Raw genomic sequence first — 25,672 nt, 5'->3', positions numbered from 1 at the left:
TTTAGGGAATCCCTTTTTCTCCCTGAAGAACCGGGTGAAAGCGTTGTCGAGGTTCTTGTTTGCACTCTGGAGAGACCGCTTGTCTCATTCAGGGATTTCTGGAGAGAAACTCCGGTGGTTGATCTGGCAGAGAACGATAAAGAGGTGAATGTCAGGGTAGAGGTCCCTGGAATGTCTCCTGATGAGCTCAATGTCAGCTATTCTGAGGGCATACTCTCTGTATCAGGAGAAAAGAGGGAGAAAAAGGAGGAGAAAACAGGGACAGTTTCATTCCAGGAAAGCAGATTCAGTTCTTTTAAAAGGGACATCCCTCTTGGGGAAAACCTGAAATGGGAAGACTCTAAAGCTTCTTACCGCAATGGGGTTCTTAATGTTTCTATTCCCAAAAAAGAAACAGAATCCCAAAAAGGGAAGAAGATCACTATCGATTAACTAAAAAGAAAGGATCAACTATGCTTTGGGCAACGGATCCATTCAGAGAGATTGAGAGGATGCGCAGGGAGATGGACAGGGTCTTCTCACGTATTCCATTTTTAGGGGCAACAGAATACGAGATTCCCCTTGTAAATCTCTACGACAATAAAGACAGCATTATCCTGGTAGCGGAAATTCCCGGTATTCCCAAGGATCAGATCAATCTGAACTTCAGTGATGGGAACCTTGTAATCTCCGGGAAAAGAGAACTCTCCAGGTACGGTAAATCGGAACTCCTGAGGCAGGAACAACCTGAGGGAGAGTTTGAAAAATCAGTAAGAATACCCGTACGGATCGACAGCACCGGGATAAAAGCAAAGTTCGAAGACGGGATGCTTACTGTTGTGCTTCCTAAATCTGAAGAAGCTAAACCAAAACAGATAAACATTGAATCTTAAATCAGGAGGAAAAGATGGCTGAGTTGACTAAAAGAGGACATATTCCGGTGGAAAGGAGCTCCGCTGAGCAGTTGCTTTCTCCGGGAAATTCCTACTCCCCTGATGTAAATATCTACGATAACAAAGAAACTCTGATCTTTACTATAGATATTCCTGGAGTGCGTAAGGGGGACGTCAAAGTGGAGATCGATGAAAACAATGTTCTCTCAATCAAGGCCAAAGACTCTTTCAAAGAACCGGAAGGAACATCCCTGCTGAAAGAGTTTGACATCGGAGACTACTATCGAGCGTTTACAATAGGCAATGAATTTGACAAAGATAAAATATCGGGGAAACTGGAAAACGGAGTCCTGGAGATAATCATCCCTCGCAAAGAGGAAATCAAACCCAAAAAGATTCAGATCAGTGCATGATACTTACTTCCGGTTGGTTTATTCAATGAAAGCCGCTTGATGATTTCTTCTCCGCTATGGCGGCTTTCTGCTCCCCTTGTTTCTGTCTTCTCTGCAATAGTTCACTTTGTTGACCGAATTAAATAGACCCGACTTTCAATCTTAAAACGAATGGTTTATTTTATAAGCTATGGATCCCTCATTACTTCTGCCGACTGCATCGATCGATGAAGCAACCCAGGTCTTTATCCGCAAGATGCAGGAGGTTAACCCTAAAATACAGACAGAGCTTATTGAAAAAGCCTTTCGGTTCGCCTGGACAGCCCACAAGAATCAGGTGCGTAAATCCGGAGAGCCTTATCTTGCTCACCCCGTGGCTGTTGCCCTGATCCTGGCTGAACAACACCTTGACTCGATTACCATCGCTGCCGGGCTTCTGCATGATGTGCTCGAGGATACCACTATTGGCCGCGAAGCTATCTCCCAGGAGTTCGGTGATGATGTGGCGCTCCTGGTGGATGGAGTAACAAAAATCAGGACCTTCCAGATTAAAACCCTTCAGGAGAGGCAGGCTGAGACATACCGCAAGATGCTTCTTTCCATGGCTAAAGATCTGAGGGTGATAATCATCAAATTCGCTGACCGCCTTCATAACCTGCGTACATTGAAGTACCTTGAACCGGATCGTATCAAGGCAATCGCTTCGGAGACCCTCGATATCTACGCCCCTTTGGCACACAGACTTGGAATGGCAAGGATAAAATGGGAACTGGAGGATCTTGCCTTCAAACACCTTTACTGGGATGAATACAAAAACATAGTGGCCAAAGTGGTGGCAAACCGCAGTGAGCGGGAGACTACCATCGACAGTTTTGTGATGCCTTTGCGCCGCCGTCTTGACGAGGAGAAAATTGAGTGCACGATTGTAGGGAGGCCCAAACACTTTTACAGCATCTACCGTAAGATGGTTCAACGGAACAAGCCCTTTGAGGAGATCTATGATCTCCTTGCCATCAGGGTAATAGTAAACACTGTCCAGGACTGCTACCATGTACTTGGAGTCATTCACTCCATCTGGACTCCTTTACAAGACAGATTCAAGGATTACATAAGTACTCCCAAATCAAACGGATATCAGTCTCTCCACACCACTATCTTCGGGGAAAAGGGCAACATCATAGAGATGCAGATCAGGACCTGGGAGATGAACCAGATTGCCGAGGATGGAATAGCGGCGCACTGGCTTTATAAAAGTGGTGAACAGACGATGACCAGGGATGACCGGGCACTTATCTGGCTGAAAAATCTGATCGAATGGCAGAAGGAACTCACCGATTCTACGGAATTCTTTGAATTCTTCAAAATCGATCTTTTTCATGCTGAAATCTTTGTTTTTACTCCCAAAGGTGACCTGATATCGCTTCCTAAAGGCGCCACTGTTCTGGATTTTGCCTTTTCCGTGCACACACAGCTTGGGATCCATTGCATTGGTGCAAAGGTCGACGGGAAAATTGAACCGATAAACAAGACTCTTAAGAGCGGTTCGACTGTGGAAATCCTTACCCTTAATTCTAAAAAGCCCTCAATTGATTGGCTGAGAGAGGTAAAGACTCCCAAGGCCAGGAGTGCGATCCGCAGATGGCTTAAAAATACCGGGCGTCAGGAAAGTATCGAACTTGGCAAAAAAATCGTACAGGCTTCATATAAGCGGCTCCGTTCCTCTACTTCTTTTAACGATCATACCCCTGGTCTCCTTCAGTTCCTGGGACTTTCCAATCTGGATCGCCTTTACGAACTGGTAGGCAGTGGAGAGTTGCCTATAAGCAGAGTAATGCAATATTTCCAGGTCAGGAAAATCAAAAAATCACCATCCAACGTGGTCTCCCGTCTTGTGGACACCTTTACCGGGCGAGGAAGTCAGGGGATTCTGGTTGGAGGTAACGAGGATTTGATGGTGCGTTTTGCAAAGTGCTGCAATCCGATTCCAGGTGATTCTATAATTGGTTTTGTGACCCGGGGCAGGGGGATTTCTGTTCACAGGAGTGACTGCAGCAATGTAGAGTTGTTTTCTGCAGATCAGGAACGTAAAATCGAAGTATCATGGGATGACGGGCAACAGAAAAAATACAGTGTGATTCTGGAGATAAAGGCTAAGGATAGGTCCGGTCTGCTAAATGAAATTAGTCTGGTCTTCTCTGAATTTGGAGCAAATGTCTCTGAGGGTGTAATGAAGACAATAGGTCAGCAGGCACGGAGTACTTTCACTATCCAGATACGTAACTTGAATCAACTCAAGCAAATCTTCAGACGGCTTCAGAAAATTAAAGGTGTTGAGAATATCTCCCGTGTAAAAGATTATATTAATTACCCTCAGGAGAACGCCTGAGAGGGGGAATTATGGATCTGGACTTTATCTGGGTATCTGCTGCAGGATTGGGAACCGGCTCAATAACAGGGATACTGCTTTTCCTGATCTTAAGGCTCAGGAAAAAGCCTGAAATGGTGACAGGGCAGTATAATACCAGTTTTGTCTTTTCAGGAAATCTGAAGCAGACTAATCTCCTTGATGCCATCCAGTTTCTGGAGATCGGAAGAAGAGAGGGTATCCTGCATATCTACTGTGGGAGGCGCAAAGGATATCTGACCTTTAAACAGGGGCAGGTGGTTGATGCCTTTTACCGGAATGAGACTGGCAGGGAGGCTATTTTTGAGATGCTTGAGCTTCCAGAGGGGGATTTTTACTTTGAACCCAAGCTGATAAATCAGCCCAGGCTCATGTCAGAATCGATGATGGATATAGCGTTTGAATGGGATGCTCGTAAAAACGGCGGGCTTCAGGAATAATAATTTCAAGTATAGACGGGGCAATTTTCGATGAGCGGAAAACTTAAAATCTTCTCCGGCAATGCCAATATTCCACTTGCAAAGGAGATTTGTAACTTCGCCGGAGTAGAACTTGGCAGATGTGAGATCACTAAATTCAGCAATGAAAACATAAAAGTGCGGATTATGGACAGCGTGCGCGGTCAGGATGTCTTCATTATTCAGCCATCCTGCTCTCCTGTAAATGAGGGAATAATCGAACTGCTGATAATGATCGATGCTGCCAAGCATGCCAGTGCCGGGCGTATTACTGCTGTAGTCCCATATTTCCCCTATGCTCGTTCTGATAAAAAAGATGAGCCTAGAATCTCCATTACAGCCCGTCTGATGGCGGACCTTCTTCAGACCGCAGGGGCAGACAGAGTCATGACCATGAATCTTCATTCCCCTCAGATTCAGGGGTTTTTCAGAATTCCTGTTGATCATCTGCTCGCCGGGCGTCTCTTGTGTGATTATTTCAAGAATTGTGGTACTGAAAACTGTGTTGTAGTTGCTCCTGATGCCGGAAGTGCAAAAAGAGCCGGGGCCTACGCGATCAAGCTGGGACTTCCGCTGGCGATTCTCGACAAACGGCGTTCCGATGATTCTGAATCACCTGTGATTCACCATGTAATAGGAGAGGTTAAGGGGAAGAGAGCCTTGATATTCGATGATGAGATCGCATCGGGCGGTTCTATTCTGGAAGTGGTAAAAGCGCTGGAATCTCTGGGTGTGGAAGAGATTCAGGCTTGTTGTGTTCATGCTGTACTCTCTGGAAAAGCTGTGGAGCGCCTTCGTGATTCATCTTTGACAAAACTGGTTGTTACTGACACTGTATTTATCCCTGAGCATAAAAAATTCCCTCAACTGGTTGTCCTTTCTGTTGCTGATCTCTTTGCGAAGGCAATTATGTTCACAAACAGGGGAGAATCGATAAGCGGCTTGTACGATAAATTCTGATGATCAGAATAGAGATTGGAGCCGAAGAGTCAGGATGCAGGCTTGATCGTGTACTGCGAAAACGGCTTAAGCTGATGTCTCTTTCGCAGATCTATTCTCTGATACGCAGGGGTGGAGTCAGAATTGACGGCAGGAAAGCCAGACAGGATTATCGCGTTCAGGATGGTGATTTACTCGAGATAGATGCAAGCGAATCCGAATTAGCTGCATTATCCGGTCCTGACAACTCTCTCAAATCAATTGTCAACACTGAGTATTTCAAGCGTAATTTCAAAATTATCTACCAGGATTCTGATCTCCTGGCATGCGATAAGCCCTCCGGGTTGGTGGTTCATCCCGGCACCGGGCACCTGCATCGCGATACTCTGATAGAGCTTGCCACCGGTTATCTCCTGCAGAAAGGAAGTCTGAAGGAGGGAGAGGAGCCGGCGCTGGTTCACCGGATCGACAGGGATACATCCGGGGTGATCCTTATTGCTAAAAACAAAAGAACCACTAGAAAACTCCATGAAACTTTTCGGCAACATGATATAATTAAACAATACACTGCCATCTGCCATCACAGACCTCCTGAACTGGAGGGGAGAATAGAATTGAAAGTATCCCGCACTCATGAGCAGAAAAGCGGAACAAAAATGGCAGTGGCAGCAGACGGAAAGTCGGCAAAAAGCAAATACTTTATCAGGGAATACCACGATGATCTGAGCAGGGTCGAAGTACTCCTGGAAACCGGAATTACCCATCAGATTCGTGTGCAGATGGCCTATTTAGGGTGTCCCATCGTTGGGGATTTGAGGTACGGAGATCCTGAACTGGATCACAAGGTTCTGAAAAATGCGAGAAACAGGCTTTATCTCCATGCGTTTCGGCTCTCTTTTCCTCACCCAGTGACTGGGAAGAGGATAAAAATCGAAGCTCATGAACCAAAGGAATTCAGTGAGCTTATGAGGCAGGTCGCCATTTAAAGGAACAGGCCATATATGGACCTGAGCGGTGCAAAGACAAACCAGGAAAAAGGAAATATCCGCATCCGCAACATGCTTGCGTCAATAGAGCGGACATTCCTTCCTATCGGAGCTACAATTGGCAGATACCGGATAATCGAGGAGATTGATCGGGGGGGAATGGCCGTTGTCTATAAGGCTTTGCAGCTAGATCTTAATCGTGAAGTGGCATTGAAAGTTATGCCTGCCAACATTTCCATAAACCGGGGGTTTGTGGAAAGATTTCTCACCGAAGCACATGCTGTAGCAAAACTGAGTCATCCCAATATCGTTAACATCTACGAAGTCGCCACAGAGAAAAACACCTACTATCTGGCGATGGAGTATATACCAGGCAAAAACCTTTACTATTACCTTCATTATTACAAGCCAAAGCTGGTTGATGTTCTGGAGATAGTGGTAAAACTTACCGATGCCCTCTCCTATGCACATAAGCAGAAGATTATCCATCGTGACCTGAAGCTCAACAATGTAATCATGAGGGACCGTCTCACACCGGTTCTTATCGATTTTGGACTGGCAAAGGCTTTGGAAGAGGATGGTTCCGGGGGGATTACCCGCACCGGTGAAATCATGGGTTCACCCTCCTATATGGCACCAGAGCGGCTTCTGGGAGGACAGGTCGACCACAGAAGCGACATCTGTTCTCTTGGCATTATGCTTTACGAGATGTTGACTTTCAAGAACCCTTACCTTGATCAGCGTAATCTGCACCAGACAACTATAAACGTCATGGAAGCCCATCCTATTCCTCCCAGGAAGCTGATCCCGTGGCTGCCGGTTGAGATAGAGGCCATAACTCTCAAGGCTATGGCAAAGGACATGGATGCACGCTATCAGTCCATGGATGAACTCAGGGCGGATATTGTACGATATCAGCGCGGTGAACCCGTAATCGCCCAACCCCCGTCCACCTGGTCGATGATCAGGCATTTTGTCAAGCGTAACTGGGCACCTCTTGTGATCGCCAGTCTGATCACTGCTTTTTCAGCTCTGTTTGCTGCATCGATTTATCTCCAGAACCAGAAAGCCCGCTCTCACTGGCAGCTTGCGCTTATAGAGAAGTTCGGGAACAAAGCCGATTCTCCGGAATGGGTATTTTCCGATGCATCCTCGTGGGATTTTAAAGACGGTACCCTTTACTACAGCTCAAAAAAATTCTCATTTGCCAGATTTCAGCGGAGTTTTTCACGCGACCTGCTGATTGAATGTGATATCAGCGCCGATTCTCAGGACCTTTACAATGTGGGAATCTTTCTTTTCGGTGATCACCCTGATTCCGCCTACTGTTTTCACCTGAACAAGTCCGGTGAGGCTTTACATGGCATAACATTCCCCGGAAAGGGTTTTCTCTTTCAGGATATATCTCCTGCCAAAATAGACCTGGGAACGACCAATCACCTGGTAATAGAACGGATCAGGAACTGTCTGACATTTTCTATAAATGGGAAGGTCGCAGCCAGAGTCTGGGATTATCTCCCTCCACTGGGCAAAGGACATGACCGGATCGGCTTTTTCGCCAATGGCTGTGCGGTGAGATTCGACAATCTGAAGATCTACCGCAGGGCTATTCCTGAGGTTCCCAGTCCTACTCTGATAGCTGACCGGTTCTGGGAACGGGGTGATTTCGAAGTTGCACTTGACGAATACAGAGGTCTGCTCCTCGATTTCCCATCAGGCGAGATTGTAAAAGAGATACTGGTGAAAATGGCCGATTGTATGGTACGGCTGGGGAAATACAAAGATGCTTACGAGGTACTCAGAAAAAGCCATTCTATCAGGGAAAAAGAGGAATCTTTTTCTGCCAGGGCATATTTTCTCGAAGGAATTATTTTCAGCAGGCTTGGATACAGCGAGGTAGCTGACAGTGTGCTGAATCTGCTGGCCAGACGTTTTCCTACTCATCCTGTAAACGCTTCTGCAATGACATCAGCTCTCTTGCGCACATCGGATTATTTACTCTCCGGTAAGCCTGCCATAGCTTACCGTGAGATCAAAGCTCTCATGGACCAGTACTCCAGATATCCTGACAGATGGGGTAAGCTCTACCTGAGCCTTTTGCAGTACTATATCGATAAAGGTGAACTGGATACAGCAATGGTGGTTGCAGAGGAGATCATCTCTATTCACAGCAGGGATCCGGAAATACTTGTCGCCGCAAGAAATGCCATGGGACGGATTTATCTGAAGATGGGGAGAAAAGAGAACGCCAGAGTACTTTTTAATCAATTCGTGGCTGCGAATATAAATGCCTCCGGAGTATGGGAATCATGGATGGAACTGGCTGAAATTTACGAGTACGACTTTATGTATCGTGATGCAATAACTGTGTACCAGAAAGTGTTTAAAGAGGGACTGAGATCGACCCCTGTCCCCTGGATGGCGGCTGTAAAGATCGGGGAGATTCTGCTGAGAGATTCAACACAGTCGGGTGATACTTATTTGAAGGAAGCGGCACATGGGCCTCACCCCTTTCCAAAACCACGCCTCATAGCACGTTATTATCTTGGAGAGATAAGTGAAGAGGAGTTCCGGATAGGCTGGAGTGAACTGTATCCTGATGATAAAATGCTGCTGTACCATATTGCACGAAAAGAAATTAGCCAGGGTGAAAAGCGTGCAGCCCAGAATTATCTGTCCAATCTGAAGCTGAGTCTCTCTACTGAATCCTGGGAATATCTCAGGGTGTATAAGATATTGAATTATCTGGAGAGGTGGTAGTCTTCAAGCTGTTCCCATAAAAAAAGCCGTGTGTCCTGCGATATTCCAGATCTCATTTTCATTTGGTAATGCTGCACCATCACCACCGTATTCAGGGGCTTCACTGTACCACAGAAGTTTCCATGATAGTCCCTGCGGAGCGGCGGAAAGCGGTTCTGGGTTGGGAAAGAGCTGTGTTTCCCGCCCCAGGTTTATGATAAGTAAACGATCCTGAGATGGAATCAATCCGAAATACCTCAATAAAAACATCTCTCTTCCAAGCACTGCTCCATCGATACCCTTTCGTCCGCTTGTTCTGAACACGGGATTATTTTTCCTGATTTCCAGAAGGTCGCGGTGAAGGCAGTAAAACTGTTCATTAATCTCTCGTTCACTGAAATCGAGTTTGCTTTTGATAAATGCATCAGGATCTGAGGGCTCCGGGCCGATCGGACCGTTAACAGAAGCGATGCTTTTGAATTGGGATAGGAAAATTTTTCTTCCCTGAGCCGATCTTTTTGATTGCCCTTCATCGTGGTCGGCGAAGTAGTAGAAAAAAGAGGAGGATGCAAATTCCTGACCCTGAAAAATGAGTGGAGTCTGTGGACAAAGGAGAAGGAGAGCAGTAAGGGCGCGGTATCTTCCCGGTCCGGAAAGCCGATGAACTCTTATTCCTCTGCAGGTGTTGGCGATCTGATCGTGGTTTTGCAGATAGTTGATAAAGCATTCTGCAGGGAGATCAAGAGAAGGAGTCCCCCTGTTTTTTTTCTGCCATGTGTAGTACTGCCCCTGGTAGAGGTATCCATACTTGGCAGAAGATATAAACTCCTGAGGTGTTCCCATGTAATCACTGAAATAGGCTTCGGCATGTCCGGTAAGAGCGACCATCGCTGCCCTGTGGAAATCGTCATTCCAGAGCGAATCCAGTCCATATCTGCTCAGCAGTGTGGAATTCTGAGGTTCGCTTTCTCCTATGATAAGGGTTCTCTTTCCTCCGGAGGAACTTCTCACTATATCGCCAGTTTCTTTTATCAGGTTAACAGGCGAATCATCGAAAATCTGCTGAGTGGCATCGATTCGCAAACCGTCAAGATGAAATTCCTCGATCCAGTACCGGGCATTTGACAAGAAATACTCGCGCACCGGACCGCAATTCTGCCCGTCAAGGTTACTCGCCTCGCCCCACTCCGCTTTATGTCTCGATGAGAAGTAAAAGGGACTGAATTTCCTGAACAGTTCTCTTCCAGGCCCGAAATGATTATAAACAACATCGAGAATTACACCTATGCCCAGGCTATGCGCTGTGTCTACGAATCTCCGGAAATGGTCCGGATGCCCGTACATGCGGGATGGCGCGAACTGGAAAATACCATCGTACCCCCAGTTGAATTTACCCTCAAATTCAGCTACAGGAAGGATCTCAAGAACTGTGATACCGATTCTGGAAAGCTCTTCAAGTTCTCTGCTCGCGACCTCCCAGGTACCCTCTCTGGTGAAAGTCCCGATATGTATTTCATAGAGTACATTTCCCTCCTTTAACACGCCTGGCCAGTTTTTGTCGCTCCAGACAAATCTAGTGGCGTTTATTGGTGCCGAAAGTCCCTGTATACCCAGAGGCTGATATCTCGATGCAGGATCGGGTAAAATCTCATCACTACCGTCTATGCGAAAACCGTAAAGAATCCCCGGTGGAATTGCCTCGATTAGAGCGGAAAAATAACCGTTCTCTTCAGGTTCCATGGTAAGTGACAGCGGCAGTTCGGGATTGTGTTTCCCGGAAGACGGGTCGATGGCGAAGACGACCTGAAGCTTTTTATGGCCAGGTGCCCATACCCGAAAGTGGAGACCATCATCCTCAGGTAAATATTCCGCTCCTGCAGGGTAACGTCTTTTAGTGGTAAAACTCAGAGACATATTCTTTTGCCTCCTTAGGGTATCCAATACTGGTAGGACTTTTTTTGCAACTCCTATGCCAGATAAAGGGCTTAATCCGTAATGTCTATAGACATCGCAAGGAGGATGCTATGGGGAAGATCAGGGATGAAATTGAAAGATTGGCAATTTCCGTTAATCAGAAAAAAGAGATTCCACTGGACTACTCAGTGGAATTCGAAAATGAGGGGTTAACGCCGGAAAGCATGGAAAAACAGAAAAAATTCTCTTTCAGGCGCTACCCTGAGATAATGGAAATTAAAAGGAGCGATAAAAAACTGTGATAAATATCACAGTTTTTTATCGCCAAAATAGTAAAATATTAATGCAACACCTAAGGGGAAACAGGATGCTTATAAACCTTGACAAAGAATCTGCTCTTATAGGAGTAATTTCTGATACTCATGGACTATACAGACCAGAGATATCGGAGATTTTCAATGGGGTTGACTACATTATCCACGCCGGTGATGTGGGCGGGATCTGGGTACTTGATAAATTAAAAGAAATCGCGCCGGTACTGGCCATCAAAGGAAACACCGACAAATTATCCTCTATTCCGGGGCTTTCGGTTGACGCAATCTTGAAGACTGCATCAAGCTCGATTTATCTGCTGCATAATATTGCTGACCTTGATCTCGATTCCCAAGCCGCAGGTTTCAATGCCGTTATCTACGGTCATTCGCATCTGCCTTCAATAGAGTTCCACAAAGATATTCTTTTCTTTAATCCGGGGAGCGCCGGACCCCGTCGGTTCAGGCTGCCTATTAGTGTCGGATTGCTCAGGGTTGACGGAAGCAAGCTGAAGCCTGAGATAATCGAGCTTACAGAAACCAGAACGTAAATCTTACATTTCTGAAAACTTGTGAAAATGTTCGATACCGATACCGATTCCGACCCCGAAAAAAACATCTCTAACAACAGCTATTTACGTTTCAGTAAAATATGCCATTCAGAATCGAAAGTGCTTTGGTAGTAAGGGGGAGGAAGATGTTTCCGATACCCAGAAATATGAGGATGATTTCGAGGGTGAAAACAACTCCTGAGAAAAGAAGAATGTTGGTAAAGAGAAGAATAATGCTTTGACGGACGCTTCTGTGCCGTCTGCTGACCATTAACATCTGCCCAAACTTGAGAAGCGTTCTACCCATCAATTCCCCTGAATCTTGCTCTTCTGATCAGAGCTGCTCTGTCACCTTCTTCAATTTTTTCACCTGATAAATTCACGATAACCATGGAGCAGGAATTACTGTTCAGATGAGCTACATAACCTATGCCTGCAAATGAGGGATTATTGACAGGTCTATCTTTGTGATATACTGCAAATACATCTCCCAGCAGGACTCCATCTGCTTCGCCACGGTTAAGAATAAGTGTCTGAAAGGGATACGCCCGCACAGTTCCTTCCACTCTGGTGAACACCTCTGCCCCGATCACTACTTCTGGTTCAACCAGAGTATCGATCTCTTTTGGAGTAAATGGAGTGGATAAGGCAACTCTTTCTTTTCCCTTTACTGGATCGGACATCTCGAACAGCTCAGCGTGAATCCGCTTCGGACCTGCTTCTATGACCCGGGCTCTTGCGACCCTTTTAACCAGATTTGAAATAGAGGAATTGAAGCGGACAAAACGGATCGGGGAGAAGACATCGACAGTATCACCAACCTTGTAACTGGCGCCTTTCTGGGGCTTAATGGAAATGCGCTCAAACCTCTGATATGACACCTGGCTAACTGGTTTGTCGACAATGGCATTACCTGGATAAATGTATCCGGAGGGATCCTTTTCGGTCCATAGAAAAGGAACCGCAGCGAAAAAAGCTGCGCTCAGAGGGTTTCTCATCCGGATTGCCGACAGAATCAGGGAATCCTGATTGTAGGGTGCTGCTTTCTCGAGGCTGTCTCTTATGGATGCAGATTCCATAATCGCTCCCCTGGTCTGGGAAACCATCACAGGCTCAGCATTAGCATCGATAGGCTTCTGCCCTGCAAAGGATTCATTTCTGCCCGGAATGCGTAAGGAATTGCCGGGATAGATCAGGTCAGGATTTTTGATGTAGGGGTTTGCGTTCCAGATAAGAGGCCATTTGAAAGGGTCAGAAAGAAAATGAAAAGCGAGATCCCAAAGGGTATCCCCTGGCTTAATAATATAGGTTGCGTCCTGTGGCGCCTCCGGGGAAGTCAACGGAACCGAGGTGGATAGAGAATCCTGGGCTGATGACAGTGCCGGAAAAGAAAAACTCAGAAAAAGGAAAATATTAAGGCAGAACCTCATAATTACAGTATAAATATGTTTTTCCATGATAACAAGTCAAAGAAATTGATTCCAGTTTTGTGTCAGTCCCCTCTTTGTGGTGACCGTAATCGTGCTCATAATCGAAAAAAGCTAAGCAAGAGAAAGAAACATGACGATCACGATTACGAGCACTGCTTCGCTAAGCACGATTTACCGGATACTGCAGTTTCTGTAATTTATTTTAGATTGTTTCTAAAATGCTGGTAGACAAGGATCGTACAAAAAGGGATTTATCTATGAAACAGGAGTGCATGCCATCATCGCTGAAAATTGTTCCCGGAGGGGTTACAAAGGCAGCGGGGTTTAAGGCTGGTGGGTTGAAGGCGGGAATCAAGGTTACCGGGAAGAAGGATCTTGCTTTGCTGGTCAGTGAGAGGCCATGTACTGCTGCCGGTGCTTTTACCACTAACGCTATCCGTGCATCGAGTGTTGATTGGTGCAGCAATCTCCTCCCCTCATCAGAGATTTTCTCAGTGATCTGTAACAGTGGCTGTGCCAATGCCTGTACAGGTAAACAGGGAGAAGTCGATACCAGGGTTATGGCCGAAGCTGTCGCCAGTGCAATCGGAGTCAGGAAAGAGGCTGTTCTGGTTGCTTCAACCGGTGTCATAGGAAAGTTTCTTCCAATGGAAAAGGTCAAGTCAACGATATCTCCTCTGGTCAGGTCTCTTTCTGCAAAAAACGGGAAGGAGTTTGCTACTGCCATCATGACAACAGACCTTGTCAAAAAGGAGAGTGCGGTTGAGGCATCGACAGGCGGAAAACACTTTACAGTAGGAGGGTGCTGCAAAGGTTCAGGAATGATTCATCCGAATATGGCAACGATGCTGGCTTTTATCACCACTGATGTATCCATAAGTGCGGCGAAGCTGAATAAAATTGTCAAGCGGGTGATAGACATGACCTTCAACAATCTTACTGTTGACGGGGACACCTCTACCAATGATATGGTTCTGGTGCTTGCAAACGGGGCATCGGGTGTGGAAATCCGTACGGCATCAGAGCTGGATCTTTTCCAGAACGCACTTTTTACCGTCTGTAATGATCTATGCAAGAAAATTGCCGCTGATGGGGAGGGTGCGACTAAGAGAGTTGAGATCAGGGTTGCCGGCGCGCTGAATGAAAAAGATGCTAAAAAGGCTGCCAAGGCAGTAGCCAACTCAAATCTGACCAAATGTGCACTTTTCGGCAATGACCCCAACTGGGGCCGGATCTCATGCGCTGTAGGGTATTCAGGGGCTTCTTTTTCAAAAGAGAAAATGACAATTCTTATGTGCGGAGTACCGGTTTTCAAGAATCTCCAGCCGGTTCCTTTTGATGAGAAAAAGCTTCACAAACTTCTAAAAAAGAAGGTGGTTGATATTGACATAAATCTGGGTAAAGGGAAAGCTGCGGCAATCGCTCATACCTGTGACCTAAGCTACGATTATGTCAAAATTAATGCCGAGTATCATACCTGAGCGCTCCTGAAGAAACCGGATGCCTGTTTTCACAGGCAGACGTTCCCTGGGTGACAAGTGCTCCTTACAAATGACACTCTTTCCTCTATTTTATTCCTGCCGGAAGCAGGAATCCAGGAAAAATTCATGTAGACTCGCAGATGAAATTAAAAGAGAGTGGTATTGACAAGTGATTGGATGCCTGTTTTCACAGGCATGACGTCCTGTGGTGACAAGTGCTTATTACAAGCGATACTTCCGATTTGAAAATGTACATTACGGTCAGGAATTGCCTGTTATTCCCTCTTACTATCTTTATCACCAACAAAAACAGCAGATTATTCCCCCCGGTTATGTTGAGTAAATACTCAACATAATCTTTTTATGCAAGATCCTTTTATACAAAATTTGCGTATATTATCAAGTAATAATTCTCAAGAACGGTAACGTCAGAAAGGGTTTACCCTTATAAACAAAAGAGCAGGAAAAATTTATCAGATCTATAAACTGGGCAGAGGGGTATTAAAATGATCAACTTAAACAAATCACTGGCTGTTGCAGCATTGTTCCTGTTTCTCTCCACTGAATCTTATTCTCAGAAAATCGATCTGTCCGGAACTGTAATTTCCGTCTATGGAAATCCGATACCCGGGCTCCAATTGATTCTGGAAGGGGCGCAGATGAAGGTTACCACCGACAAAGAAGGAAAATTCCATTTCCTCCGTGACGGGGGTACACCTGTTAACAGGATACAAAAGCACACTGCCAATAACTCTTCCGAGATGAAGAATTTCATTTACATTGAAAATACCGGCCGGCTTCCATTGTCTCTTTATAATAAAGCGGGAGTTGTTTATGATTTGACAGGCAAGGCGATTTCTCTCCACAACAGAAAAAACGGTTTGCCTCAGGGACTGTATTTTACAAAATCCGAGATGGGTATCGATCGTAATCCCGGTTTTCATTCAGAATTAAATAAAACCGCCTCAGTTGACAATCTCAAAATAACTTTCAAAGACAGTCTGCGGCAGACAGTTGAAGTGACATCTTATATAGATACTCTTAACATTCAGCTTACGGATAAGCTTTATGACAGATGGCCGCAAGTCCACGCGGGCGACTCGATGCCTGTCAATCCCGGGCTGCAGGTCGGTCCTTATGTTAGTGGTGTCACTACGGCTATTCATAACAATGGATATGTCGTTATGCTGATTGGTTCTGAACGTCCATCGTGTATAACCGATGAGCTGGCCAAGAGTCGAATTGCGGACCTCGAGAGAGGACTTCGTGAGGTTGTAGAAATTGTAGGGTTCCCTGCCTTCCCGGAGTGGAAAAATGGTTACTTCTTAAACTGGGTTGTTCTCAACACCGGTATTCCCGGTGCTACTCTGGCAAATAATGGCGGATATCAGGGTAATCGCTGGGGACACATGAATTTTGAATCAACACCCCACAATCCGTGTACATGGAGTGAATACGAGGCCGGTGGAGCTCTTCACGAGTGTGTTCATGCTCTTATCGCAGAGCGGTGGGTTTACAACAATCAGGCCTCCGGATGGATACATGAGGCGTTTAATAATTATCTGACAACTATGGCTAATGCATTGGTGCGCAAGAAATACACAATGGGCTGGACCGCATCATTGCATCTCAATATGCCCCATATTCCCGTTGAGTCAATGGGAATGGCTACGGATGACTATGTTGCCGGACCTGCGGATCAGGGTATGAACAACAGGACTTATCACAGTACTCAGCACCGCTATGGTGGAGAAATTTTCTTCCTCAGCCTGTCTCAGGTGATGGGGCGAGGTTTCAATGTGTCACTTTTCACGGTTCCTCAACGTAATAACTCCAAATCAATTCTTCAGGTATTTCATAGTATCTACGGAGATGAGGCTTATGCGACTGCCATCATGTCATATGCTGCAAAGGGCGCTATTCTTGATTTCGAAGAGTGGACCGAGACTATGCGGACTCTGATGCGAAACAATTGGAACAACAATTACTGGTTCTACATGTTCCCGGGTGGTGATGGCACAACAGAATTCAGGCCACCCGAAAAGACAACCCCTCATCATCAGGGGCGAAACATAATTCCCATCAAGCTTGCGTCCGGTGCAACATCGGTAACAGTCGAATTCACTCCTGATGCTGCTGGAAGTAAAGGTACAAAGCAGAAAATGCAGGCACAGTTTGTATATCGTGACCGCAATGACAAACCAGTTTATGGTCCTGTTTTCTCCGGTGGACAAAGCACTATTCAGATCCCGAATGGTGCAAGGAATGATATAGTAAACTTTGTAGTCGCTGTGGTCCATCCCAATGCCACTTCAGGCAGTGATGATAACTCAGGTAAGGGTTTTGACGCACAGGAGCATTTCAGTTACAAGGCACGTATAGTGAGCGGTGGCACAATCGCCCCCACCTCCACACGTCCCTGGTAACCAGTTGTACATTTGTTTCAGGCCATGTTGATTTCCAGATAAATTGTAATTCCGGATTTAAGGCATGGCCTTTCTTTTTATAGTCAACCTGCCATAAAACCTTCTTTCTGAACTGGCTTCAGCTATGATTATACCTGTGCGCGGCTTACTCTTGTTATAAGCGGCATAAAAACTGTATTTTGAAAAAGAGCCCCTGAGGCAAAGTCATGTTCTACCTTAACAGAAGGAATAGTATGAAAAGAGTGCTGGCCATAACCCTTTTTCTTGTCTCGATTACTGCTGTCCTTTATGCTGACGATCCCAATACCCCTTATCATCCGCAGGTTTCAATCATGACCAGCAAGGGAGAGATCGTTGTTGAACTGAGACCGGAAAAAGCCCCGAAGACAGTCGAGAATTTCCTTGAATATGTCAATTCCGGATTTTACGAGAACACCATATTCCACAGGGTTATCAAAGGTTTCATGATCCAGGGAGGGGGACTCACTGCTGATTTAAATAAAAAGAAGACCCGGGATCCAATCCGGAATGAGGCTGACAACCGCCTTTCAAACCGGAAGTATACTATTGCAATGGCACGTACAAATGATCCTCATTCTGCAACATCACAGTTTTTTATCAACACAGCCAGTAACGCACCGCTCGATTTTAAGAATCAATCTCAGGCAGGATGGGGATATTGCGTGTTTGGCAGGGTGATAAAAGGTATGGAGGTTGTTGATGCGATCGAAAACGTCAAAACTTCCTCCAATGGTATGATGAATGATGTACCTGTGGAAACAATTGTGATTACAGGAGCAAAAGTGCTCAATCCTCCTGCTGAAAAGGAAAGTAATCAATAATTCAGGGAATCACAGTCCAGTAAAGAAGGCTCTGGCATGATAACGGCTGCCATAGCCTTCAGTTTATCTGCGCAGATTGATTTCACGCCATATTATCACTGCTGCCCAGCGTAACTGGCCCAGAAACCATCCAACATAACTGATCAAAGAGTTTTTCCTGTTTCCCGCAACCATCCTGCTTTCAACGGCATTTTTATCATCAAGATACTTCGATGAACTCTTTCCTATTGGTTCAGCAACAGGAAGCACTCTTACTCCGCTGGGTTTCATCATCACCGGTAAATCATGGACCAGTACCTTACCCATCTTCTCATGCTCCCTGTACCTGAGAATGCCATTTTTATCCGCCAGTTCAGCCTTGAGTATCTGCCTCATGCTCCTGCGCTCGACAAGTTGAACCGCATTCTCCAGATGTAAATCACGGATAAGATTCTGCCAATAGGAGAGAGAACGTGTTTTTAACACGGATGCAATTTTCCCGGAATCCACTCCATCAGTTAAAACTGCACTGAATTCAGGAATTTTTTTGAAAGCAGTTAATGTTCCTGGTGTTATGGACAGATAACAAACCCGGTCTCTGGTCTTGTAATAGTCGCACAGATTTTCGGGCAACTTTGCACTCTCGTTATTCAAATTGCCTGTCTGTATGTAAATTGCGGAGATAGAAAGATTAGTGGATGTCCGGCTGCCGCCATGCCCTCTTAATCGTCTATAGTAACTCAGTGCCGCAGAAAGAGAGCCGATCAAACCGGTGCTCTGATCGATTATGGGCATCGGAACCAGTTTGGGAACCGGTATTTCTCCGCTGTAACTGTGCATCAGACCGCTTGCTGCCTGTATATTCTGTTCAAATCCTGAATGGTTTTTCCAGGGCCCTGAAGGCTTATATGCCATTATATTTACGAATACTACATCTGGGAAATCTGCCTTCAGAGATTCATAATCTATACCCAGCTTTACTGCTGCTTTTTCAAGGAAATTGTGGATTACTATATCAGGTTTGAATTCTCTGATAATATTCTTCAGTTTTTTTCTTCCGTTTGGCCGTGAGAAGTCGATCGCCACAGAAGATTTTCCGGCATTGAATGCAACATGAAACGGTTCCTCCCAGAGAAGGTGTGTTCCCCTGAGTGACAGATGCAATACATCACCACCGTATTCCGCAAGAAGACGCCCGGCAAGAGGTCCTGCGATAATTCTGCTCAGATCGAGAACCCGTACCCCCTGTAAAGGCAATATTTCTGATGATTGCGGTGAATTTATCACCTTCTCTTCTGTCCATCGCTGCAGAAGCTCTCCAACCGAAAGAGTGGCTCCTTCTTCTGTAGCGACACCACTTCCATAAGACGAATCCATTAGCTTTCCCGGGATCTCAATTGTGGTTCCGTCTGAACGGGAAAAGTTGAGGAACTCTCCTGACTTGGCAACCTGGGGATGGGCTTTCCATTCACTGAAGGATCTGACCATGGTACAGCATAAACCTGCCTCACCAAGGAGTTTCTCCCAGTATTCTGCCGGCTTCTCCAGAAACAGCGACCGTAATGCTCCGGTAATCCTTATTGCCTCCCATAAACCAACGTTGGATATCGGATCCCGTCTGGTCTTATTATTAAGAAACCGTCTGATTAAAGCCTTTTGCTTTTTAAAACCGGCAGATTCGATAAGGAAGAGGAAATTCCGTAAATGGCGGGGCAAACCAATCTGAATGTAAATAAACCTTCCATCGGAGCCTTTGTAAACTCCCATGAAAGGTGATGACAGCCAATGGACCGGCTCCCAGCTCACAGGCGGGCGGGAGCTCTCCATCAGAGTGAGTACCTGTAAGCTTAATGCGACTTTTTCCAGTGGGATACTGATAAAATATCCTCTTCCGCAGCGTTCTCTGCCTATGAGAGCCATCGTGATGGCATTTACAGCATGGAAAGCCGTAACGGTTGATGCCAGAGGAAGAGAAATCGGGCGGGGAGGTTCCAGACCTGTAATACTTTCGTAAAGACCGGAAAACGCGCTTACCGTATCTTCATTCAGGTGTAAACGGGAATTTTCGAGACTGGCTGGAATGGAGCAATGAATCAGATGGTTTGATGAGGCGATATGATGGTTCAGTTTTTCATCTTCATCGGCCCTGAGACCATCATCTATCAGAATATCGGTCCTTTTAATAAGATCAGAAATCCGGGTGTCTGTGATATCCTGAAAGATCAGAGTGTTTTTTCTGCTGTCAATGGCAGGATCTTCTTTATAAGTATCACTTTTCCGGATCACTGCTACATCAGCACCACAATCTCTCAGTATCATCGCGGCAAGTCTGACGGCACGGGATTGTCCGTTCTGCAATACTCTTATGCCTTTTAAAGTGTCATTGACAGCATGTGACAAGAATCATTCTCCCTTAGCTTTGCAGATGATCACTTCAACCTGAATTTGAAAGTCTGATAAAAGCCAGCTACCCACTCGTCAGATTCCCTGGTAAGTCCATGTTCAAAATTCAGTGTGAGTGATCCGGATTTGAACAGACGCACTGCCTGAAGGCGTGCGACGGAATAATGGGCGAGCTCTGTTGAAGAGAGGCCATTATACATTCCGCTTATCTCCACTACCCCTGACCACTTGTTCCACTGTTTCTTGTATGATAATCCATAAGGAATTTCGTCTGCCTGGGCAGAGCCTCGTACATATTCCACCGGGCTCCCTAACGGGGCAAGGCCTAACCTTGTGGTCAGGAAACCAAACTTACCCAGGTTTTTTGAAAGAGTAAACAACAAAAGATAATCCGCGACCCCGGTTCCCGCGCCTGCAAGACCGTTGCTTTCATCGTAGTTGTGGTCATTTGCCCATATTGTGTAAGGTTTGGCGCTTGAAAATTTGACTCCTATTGTAAATGCGATGGCAGGGAGATAGTTCCGTTCTTCCAATATTCGCATTTTTGCAAGAAACCGGGGGGATTTACCACCCATGTTTCTGTGGTCTATATAAGGGAACTCTATAAAAAGATCTGTAATGTCAAATTCCAGTTTCAGAAAATCTGTGGGATAATACTTGAAATAAAGAGGGATGATAAACATAGTCCGTTTTTTCCATTTTTCGTTCCTGACAAGGGGCATATCGGAAGTGTAGTATGTCAGAAAACCGGTCTGGAAATTCCAGGTTCCTGCCTCTTCGAAATAAGCATCTTCCATCTGTGAGTAGATATATCCCAGTTGATGGCCGAAATTGAAGTGCCTTCGGGTAATCGTATTGGATGTATCTTTTGCAAGGCAGCCTGCAAAAAGAAAGAAAAGTATTATTATGACCCTGATTATCATGATTTAAACCAAGAAACTATCATGAAAACAAAGAGTTGAGACTCTGAAATTTTAATCTGAAACCTTTATATTCAGCTTAAAATATCAATTATGCGCACACCTGATAGTGTCCGGTTTAACTATTGGAGTGCTGTGTTCAGGGTTATAGCAGTTTGTGTAAATTGGCAAAACTGCACCTTGGAACAGATGCAATTCTTCTCAGAAATTCAGTGTTGGTCAGAAAATCTGAATCAATCTGCTGGCCGGGGTGAGCGAGGACCTCAAGAATGTATCTTTCAGCAAGATCGATAATCTGATTGAGTGCCGGATAGCAGATTGAGTTTTCACTGGAAGTGATCTGGCGGATGTGGAAAAAATAATCGGTACAGATAAATCGTTTTTTCAGAATCGAATCTACTCTTTTCCGAAACAATTTGTTCAGCCTGCTTTTGTTCTGATTATCTGTAAATGTGATGTTTTTCCGCACTATGGTGCCTTCAGGAATATTTCTACTGAAGAGCATATTTGCGCAAAGATGCATGTGGTTATGCCCGTCAATTCTTGACGGAACTTTATTGTAGAGTCTGGTGTACTCCTGGTACTGGGATTTGAATACGTACTCAAAATCTTTTTTAAGAAAAGGATTATAGATGACCTGAGAGAATTTGCTTTTCATGAGCCATCGGATGATCTTTTCCTGAGAATGCTGCAGGTGAGCAGAGACATTCTTTCCGGTAAATGGTTCGGTGAAATTCACATGTAGTCCGGTATCGAGATTTTCACTCTTTGCAAGTTCTGCGGCACGCTCAGAATCACCCATGTATACCATGGCACTTACAGAATCGACTGCTCCTGCCTGGAAACACCTGTGTATCCTCTGAGTGATTATATTTGTTGCTCCCCAGTCATCAGCATTGATTATAAGCATTCCTGCGCTCCAACTGTAAAGAATTTGATTTACAGATTTTCAGTAAAAAGGACATGTCAAACAGAACCTGGGCCTGATGAGTCAGCAATATTGTTAAAGGAGATGCCGGAAGTATCGTCTATGATTGTTATGATTTGCTCGGATTCCTTTAAATTCTGTGCTGAAATGACCATCGAGATTTTCTCATCAGTCTCTCCGATTATGCTGAAAGGAAGATCATTGAACACCTTGACCAAAGGCCCGTTCTTTCTGGTTTTTATCAGTTCTGCCCCCAACACTTTATATCCGCGTGAAAACTCATGGGATCTCAGCCAGTTAATAAAAGTATGCTCGACCCTCTTCTGTGCGACTCTGCAGGAGATGACAAAATCCACCAGACGAGGCGTCTCTGAACATTCATCAACACTTGCAAACCCCACAATACCATAATCCCCAAACCGGTCACTGCAATGGAGTCCAAGGCACAATACACCCGATTTAGAGAGCAGTTCCCTGAACTCGGAATCGGAATATCTCCGTGATGATAGATTAAGCTGATTGGAGCGCTGGATAAGTTCAAGGCAGCGGGAGATATGAGCCGGCTCGGTTGGGACAAATATCCGCATATTCATGCGGCAGTCTTTCAGAAAAGCTGTTATATCTCCACTATACTGCTGCTGAACCTTCTCCCGCTGTATCTCAGTGAGATATGATAATCTTCGCATTTTGCCTGCTTCAGACACTGGAACATCGAATTCCGGACGGGAAAGGGCAATGTTTATCTCCTTTTCATCAAACACCCGCACCTGAGGAAGTGCTCCCTTTACTTCTGCTCTTTCGAATGGTGAGTCATCAAAAAGAACAAAGGTATCGATACCGATATTGATCCGCTTTGCTATCTCAGCCAGATTGGCACTTTTTGGCCCCCAGTTTATAGCGGGATAAATGAAGTAGTCCTGAAGATTATAACGCTCCAGAATTTTCCAGGCCTCGTCATGATCGTTTTTACTTACGATAGTCTGGATTATCCCCCGCTCATCCAGAGCCTTTATACATTTTATGTTCTCCTCGGGAATTGTAATCTTCTCGGCACCATCTTCGATAAGTATTCCTTTCCATAATGTGTTGTCGAGGTCCCAGGCGACACACTTTACCTTTTCTGCGGGTACAGGTTTAATCTCCACGCTTTTTTTTACCGGTTTTTTGCGAATGAAATCAAGCCATGAGAATACTACCCGCACATCGAGATCGTTTTCCGGAAAGACAATAATGCTTCCAGTCGGAACATCAGAGCTGCTCTGAAATTTTATAAAGGGGATTTCCAGTTGGTTTCGGCCGGGGTTTATCTCAACAGAGTCCCGAAACCGGTTGTCTCCAGATGTGTACTCCACCTGCATCCTGAAGGAATTCTGGTGAAAGGAGAAGCACTCCATAAAGAATGAATCTATCTCTATTTGATTACCTTCTCTGTTGTGCATTGACTGAAGTATCTTTTCGCGAAAATACGCATAGGCCTTATACAGTATCCTCTGCGGGTTGCGGTACCTGATCTTAAACCATTGGTTGGGATTGAAAGGGTTTGTAAGTGCAAAGGCAGTCCGCACAAGACCTGCAGCAATTCTGTCGATTTTCTGAAAAAAACGATGCTGATCAGGTGAGAGCATGACTGGATACAGCATGGTTCCCAGTCTTGCCCATCGCTTGAACCTCACATCCGCACCAAACTCAAACATCCCCTTATATGCTTTGTTGGGGTAGATACCATATTTTACCCGTACACATCTTTTATCCTCTCTTTCCTCATAGAGCGGACAACTGTGATAGCATTCCGGGGGTGCGCACTCAAGACAGTGTTCTCTCCAGTAAACAAGAAGAGTCTGTGCTACCTCGTCGATGTGAAGCCCTGATACAAAATCTGTGTTTGGGTGCAGTTCCTTTTTCCAGAGATTCTTATTTGAAAATTCAGGTTCCCACATATTTATTCTGTCCTGTCTACATATAGTTATGCCTGAAATGATCTGTCTTTGACCGGTTCTATCCCGAGATGACTGAGAATCTTGCCGATATGATCACAATTCCTGACAAGATATTTCATGAAATGGTGCTGTCCTGCAAGGAAAAGAAAAGGAAGTGATATTGTGTATAGTCCGGATGCGATAAGAGATTTTGCAGTCGATTTGCTTACAAAAGAGGAATTTCGTGCATTCAGTGCTCCTCTAAGAAGTGCTCTTTGTATATAGTACCTGCGTGTAAATCTGTATTCAGGCACAAGCTCATGCACTATTGCTTCATTACACCAGATAAATACTTTCCCATTATTAATTGCGGTTGCAAAGAAATGGGAATCCTCCCCACCGGTAGAACCGAATCTGTTATCAAAAGGGGCTCTGGTATTTTCAAAGAGACTCATCCGAAGCAATACATTGCCGGTCCGGGTGTAAACTGGATCTTTCAGCACTGTTCCTGTTGAAAAGGTTTTGCGATTGCAAAGCCTGCTCTTTACAAGCCAATCGGGGGGCTCAATCTCAAAGTATGGAAGAACCGGCCCCAGGATACCATCGGCTGCATATTCATGGATGCTCTTATAATGATTATAAAGCCACATCCTGTCAGGATACTCATCGTCATCGATAAACGCCAGGAAGTCTCCTCCGGCATTCTGAACAGCTCTGTTTCTGGCCTGTGTTATGCTTTTGACCGGCTCACAGACATATTGCAACTCATAACTGCATTTTTTTCTCAGTGTTTTAATGACTGGTTCTGCGGATTTTTCTCTGTCATTGTCCACCACTGCAGCAGAGTACAAGAACTCATCGTTGGTAAACTGATCGTTAAGATTCAGGAGCAGTTTTTCCAGTAGTTTTTGCCGTTTGAAAGTACATACGGCGATTGTTATGGTGTTTTTTCCATTCATGTTTTTTCAAGACTGTCGAGGGCAGGTGTAATGGTTTTAGTATTGGTGATGATAGACGGGGGTGCAAATTTCTTTCCAGTTTTTAGGGTTTACCCCGGAGGAGCTTTAGTGATTTAAGGGGGGGGTAAAAACCTTGAGTGTTATGCCTGTGAAGGCGGGTGTTCTTTTTATTACCCCGGAGATGAAACAGTGTAACTGTTTTTAATAAAAGCATCGTCATATGGGTACAATGTCAATTCAGAGGTGATTTAAGAATTTTTCTTTGGATGGTTTAAGCTGATTCTATATGTAAATAGTTAGTTATTCCATTGCAATTTATTTTGGAGATGACTTAACGATTCTGTCCTGGGTTCTCTGTTTCACCCCAGAGATGAACTAAAGACCCGGTTTGATCATTGTTTCACCTCGAAGGTGAAATAATGATTTAGGGTCTCGAAAAACCTCAAATCAGGGATTTCATTTCCCGTATTTTCTCAATTCCGAAAAAAATTTCCAAAGTCTTCAGGCATTTAAATGCTACTTACCTGTTGTAATTCAACCGAAGGGGAAAAAATTGAAGGATTTAACAATAAAGGTAAAAGGGCATCAATTAATGCAGCACTTTACTAATGTATTTGAATGGCGTAGCCTATGTACAAACCATCTCTTTGAAGAATTCTATTCCATTGATCCTGCAGCTCCTTGAGATCATCTTCGAAACCGCTGATCCACTTACCCCCAGATAATTGGCCAGATTAATACAGGAAAAACCAAAGTGGCTGACTCCAACCAGTGCAAAGATCTCTCTGGCAGTGGAGATCTCATTAATTCGGCCGCTGTGAT

General features: G+C 45.1%; 22 protein-coding genes. 13 read left to right on the top strand and 9 right to left on the bottom strand.

The genetic code is table 11. The annotated features are described in order from the left end of the window. The 8 genes from GX089_16355 to GX089_16320 form a co-directional block, all read left to right on the top strand. Positions 1-432, top strand: a 432-nt coding sequence (locus tag GX089_16355) for an Hsp20/alpha crystallin family protein (protein NLP04068.1), incomplete at its 5' end; no start/stop codon positions are given. Positions 433-452: 20 nt separating this feature from the next. Beyond that, positions 453-872 carry an Hsp20/alpha crystallin family protein gene (locus GX089_16350; protein ID NLP04067.1) on the top strand — a complete coding sequence of 140 codons (420 nt, stop codon included), beginning with the start codon at positions 453-455 and terminating at the stop codon, positions 870-872. Between the two features lie 14 nt (positions 873-886). Further along, on the top strand, positions 887-1,285 hold the full coding sequence (locus GX089_16345; GenBank protein NLP04066.1) for an Hsp20/alpha crystallin family protein: 399 nt from the start codon (positions 887-889) through the stop codon (positions 1,283-1,285). Positions 1,286-1,520: 235 nt separating this feature from the next. Then, positions 1,521-3,650: a bifunctional (p)ppGpp synthetase/guanosine-3',5'-bis(diphosphate) 3'-pyrophosphohydrolase gene (locus GX089_16340; protein NLP04065.1), complete on the top strand. Its 2,130-nt coding sequence runs from the start codon at positions 1,521-1,523 to the stop codon at positions 3,648-3,650. 11 nt (positions 3,651-3,661) lie between these two features. Beyond that, positions 3,662-4,108: a DUF4388 domain-containing protein gene (locus tag GX089_16335; GenBank protein ID NLP04064.1), complete on the top strand. Its 447-nt coding sequence runs from the start codon at positions 3,662-3,664 to the stop codon at positions 4,106-4,108. Between the two features lie 30 nt (positions 4,109-4,138). After that, positions 4,139-5,086 (top strand): ribose-phosphate pyrophosphokinase, encoded by a 948-nt coding sequence (locus GX089_16330; GenBank protein NLP04063.1) that lies wholly within the window; start codon positions 4,139-4,141, stop codon positions 5,084-5,086. After that, positions 5,086-6,051 (top strand): RluA family pseudouridine synthase, encoded by a 966-nt coding sequence (locus tag GX089_16325; GenBank protein ID NLP04062.1) that lies wholly within the window; start codon positions 5,086-5,088, stop codon positions 6,049-6,051. Before GX089_16330 ends, GX089_16325 begins: the two co-directional genes overlap by 1 nt. A 15-nt stretch (positions 6,052-6,066) precedes the next feature. Next, entirely contained in the window at positions 6,067-8,811 is a 2,745-nt protein-coding gene (locus GX089_16320) for a protein kinase (protein ID NLP04061.1), read from the top strand. 3 nt (positions 8,812-8,814) lie between these two features. Here GX089_16320 and GX089_16315 read toward each other — a convergent pair whose 3' ends face one another. Then, positions 8,815-10,698 carry a DUF3459 domain-containing protein gene (locus tag GX089_16315; protein ID NLP04060.1) on the bottom strand — a complete coding sequence of 628 codons (1,884 nt, stop codon included), beginning with the start codon at positions 10,696-10,698 and terminating at the stop codon, positions 8,815-8,817. Positions 10,699-10,814: 116 nt separating this feature from the next. Between GX089_16315 and GX089_16310 the strand changes: the two genes are divergently transcribed. Together GX089_16310 and GX089_16305 are read left to right on the top strand one after the other, a co-directional pair. Then, entirely contained in the window at positions 10,815-11,006 is a 192-nt protein-coding gene (locus tag GX089_16310; GenBank protein ID NLP04059.1) for a hypothetical protein, read from the top strand. A gap of 65 nt (positions 11,007-11,071) precedes the next feature. Continuing rightward, on the top strand, positions 11,072-11,566 hold the full coding sequence (locus GX089_16305) for a metallophosphoesterase family protein (protein NLP04058.1): 495 nt from the start codon (positions 11,072-11,074) through the stop codon (positions 11,564-11,566). A gap of 91 nt (positions 11,567-11,657) precedes the next feature. Here the strand turns inward: GX089_16305 and GX089_16300 are convergent, their stop codons facing one another. Together GX089_16300 and GX089_16295 are read right to left on the bottom strand one after the other, a co-directional pair. After that, positions 11,658-11,873: a hypothetical protein gene (locus GX089_16300; GenBank protein ID NLP04057.1), complete on the bottom strand. Its 216-nt coding sequence runs from the start codon at positions 11,871-11,873 to the stop codon at positions 11,658-11,660. Further along, positions 11,866-12,996: a LysM peptidoglycan-binding domain-containing protein gene (locus tag GX089_16295; GenBank protein ID NLP04056.1), complete on the bottom strand. Its 1,131-nt coding sequence runs from the start codon at positions 12,994-12,996 to the stop codon at positions 11,866-11,868. Before GX089_16295 ends, GX089_16300 begins: the two co-directional genes overlap by 8 nt. Before the next feature lie 272 nt (positions 12,997-13,268). Between GX089_16295 and argJ the strand changes: the two genes are divergently transcribed. From argJ to GX089_16280, 3 genes are all read left to right on the top strand, one after another. Next, positions 13,269-14,477 carry a bifunctional glutamate N-acetyltransferase/amino-acid acetyltransferase ArgJ gene (gene argJ, locus GX089_16290; protein NLP04055.1) on the top strand — a complete coding sequence of 403 codons (1,209 nt, stop codon included), beginning with the start codon at positions 13,269-13,271 and terminating at the stop codon, positions 14,475-14,477. A gap of 506 nt (positions 14,478-14,983) precedes the next feature. Next, the gene (locus GX089_16285) at positions 14,984-16,903 is read left to right on the top strand and encodes a hypothetical protein (protein NLP04054.1); all 1,920 of its coding nucleotides are present in this window, start codon (positions 14,984-14,986) and stop codon (positions 16,901-16,903) included. A 233-nt stretch (positions 16,904-17,136) separates the two neighbouring features. Further along, entirely contained in the window at positions 17,137-17,745 is a 609-nt protein-coding gene (locus GX089_16280; GenBank protein ID NLP04053.1) for a peptidyl-prolyl cis-trans isomerase, read from the top strand. A 63-nt stretch (positions 17,746-17,808) separates the two neighbouring features. Here GX089_16280 and GX089_16275 read toward each other — a convergent pair whose 3' ends face one another. The 6 genes from GX089_16275 to GX089_16250 form a co-directional block, all read right to left on the bottom strand. Then, a complete protein-coding gene (locus GX089_16275) occupies positions 17,809-20,124 on the bottom strand; it encodes a hypothetical protein (GenBank protein ID NLP04052.1) in 2,316 nt (771 codons plus the stop codon). A gap of 29 nt (positions 20,125-20,153) precedes the next feature. Then, positions 20,154-21,050, bottom strand: a complete 897-nt coding sequence (locus tag GX089_16270) for a hypothetical protein (GenBank protein ID NLP04051.1) — start codon at positions 21,048-21,050, stop codon at positions 20,154-20,156. Positions 21,051-21,192: 142 nt separating this feature from the next. Next, positions 21,193-21,957 carry a ChbG/HpnK family deacetylase gene (locus tag GX089_16265; protein NLP04050.1) on the bottom strand — a complete coding sequence of 255 codons (765 nt, stop codon included), beginning with the start codon at positions 21,955-21,957 and terminating at the stop codon, positions 21,193-21,195. A gap of 56 nt (positions 21,958-22,013) precedes the next feature. After that, on the bottom strand, positions 22,014-23,912 hold the full coding sequence (locus GX089_16260; GenBank protein NLP04049.1) for an HAD-IIIC family phosphatase: 1,899 nt from the start codon (positions 23,910-23,912) through the stop codon (positions 22,014-22,016). A 26-nt stretch (positions 23,913-23,938) separates the two neighbouring features. Beyond that, positions 23,939-24,850, bottom strand: coding sequence for a glycosyltransferase family 2 protein (locus GX089_16255; GenBank protein ID NLP04048.1), 912 nt, complete (start codon positions 24,848-24,850; stop codon positions 23,939-23,941). A gap of 628 nt (positions 24,851-25,478) precedes the next feature. Continuing rightward, on the bottom strand, positions 25,479-25,672 hold a 194-nt coding region (locus GX089_16250), incomplete at its 5' end, for a hypothetical protein (protein NLP04047.1).

Origin of the sequence: Fibrobacter sp., assembly GCA_012523595.1 — a bacterium.
GTDB lineage: Bacteria > Fibrobacterota > Chitinivibrionia > Chitinivibrionales > Chitinispirillaceae > JAAYIG01.
Note: the sequence above shows the minus strand (reverse complement) of the source record. Positions and strands in the feature narration are given on the sequence as shown.

Coding starts and splice junctions, on each gene's coding strand:
- GX089_16350 (NLP04067.1), top strand. CDS start 453: ATGCTTTGGGCAACGGATCCATTCAGAGAGATTGAGAGGATGCGCAGG.
- GX089_16345 (NLP04066.1), top strand. CDS start 887: ATGGCTGAGTTGACTAAAAGAGGACATATTCCGGTGGAAAGGAGCTCC.
- GX089_16340 (NLP04065.1), top strand. CDS start 1,521: ATGCAGGAGGTTAACCCTAAAATACAGACAGAGCTTATTGAAAAAGCC.
- GX089_16335 (NLP04064.1), top strand. CDS start 3,662: ATGGATCTGGACTTTATCTGGGTATCTGCTGCAGGATTGGGAACCGGC.
- GX089_16330 (NLP04063.1), top strand. CDS start 4,139: ATGAGCGGAAAACTTAAAATCTTCTCCGGCAATGCCAATATTCCACTT.
- GX089_16325 (NLP04062.1), top strand. CDS start 5,086: ATGATCAGAATAGAGATTGGAGCCGAAGAGTCAGGATGCAGGCTTGAT.
- GX089_16320 (NLP04061.1), top strand. CDS start 6,067: ATGGACCTGAGCGGTGCAAAGACAAACCAGGAAAAAGGAAATATCCGC.
- GX089_16310 (NLP04059.1), top strand. CDS start 10,815: ATGGGGAAGATCAGGGATGAAATTGAAAGATTGGCAATTTCCGTTAAT.
- GX089_16305 (NLP04058.1), top strand. CDS start 11,072: ATGCTTATAAACCTTGACAAAGAATCTGCTCTTATAGGAGTAATTTCT.
- GX089_16300 (NLP04057.1), bottom strand. CDS start 11,873: ATGGGTAGAACGCTTCTCAAGTTTGGGCAGATGTTAATGGTCAGCAGA.
- GX089_16295 (NLP04056.1), bottom strand. CDS start 12,996: ATGAGGTTCTGCCTTAATATTTTCCTTTTTCTGAGTTTTTCTTTTCCG.
- argJ (NLP04055.1), top strand. CDS start 13,269: ATGCCATCATCGCTGAAAATTGTTCCCGGAGGGGTTACAAAGGCAGCG.
- GX089_16285 (NLP04054.1), top strand. CDS start 14,984: ATGATCAACTTAAACAAATCACTGGCTGTTGCAGCATTGTTCCTGTTT.
- GX089_16280 (NLP04053.1), top strand. CDS start 17,137: ATGAAAAGAGTGCTGGCCATAACCCTTTTTCTTGTCTCGATTACTGCT.
- GX089_16270 (NLP04051.1), bottom strand. CDS start 21,050: ATGATAATCAGGGTCATAATAATACTTTTCTTTCTTTTTGCAGGCTGC.
- GX089_16265 (NLP04050.1), bottom strand. CDS start 21,957: ATGCTTATAATCAATGCTGATGACTGGGGAGCAACAAATATAATCACT.
- GX089_16260 (NLP04049.1), bottom strand. CDS start 23,912: ATGTGGGAACCTGAATTTTCAAATAAGAATCTCTGGAAAAAGGAACTG.
- GX089_16255 (NLP04048.1), bottom strand. CDS start 24,850: ATGAATGGAAAAAACACCATAACAATCGCCGTATGTACTTTCAAACGG.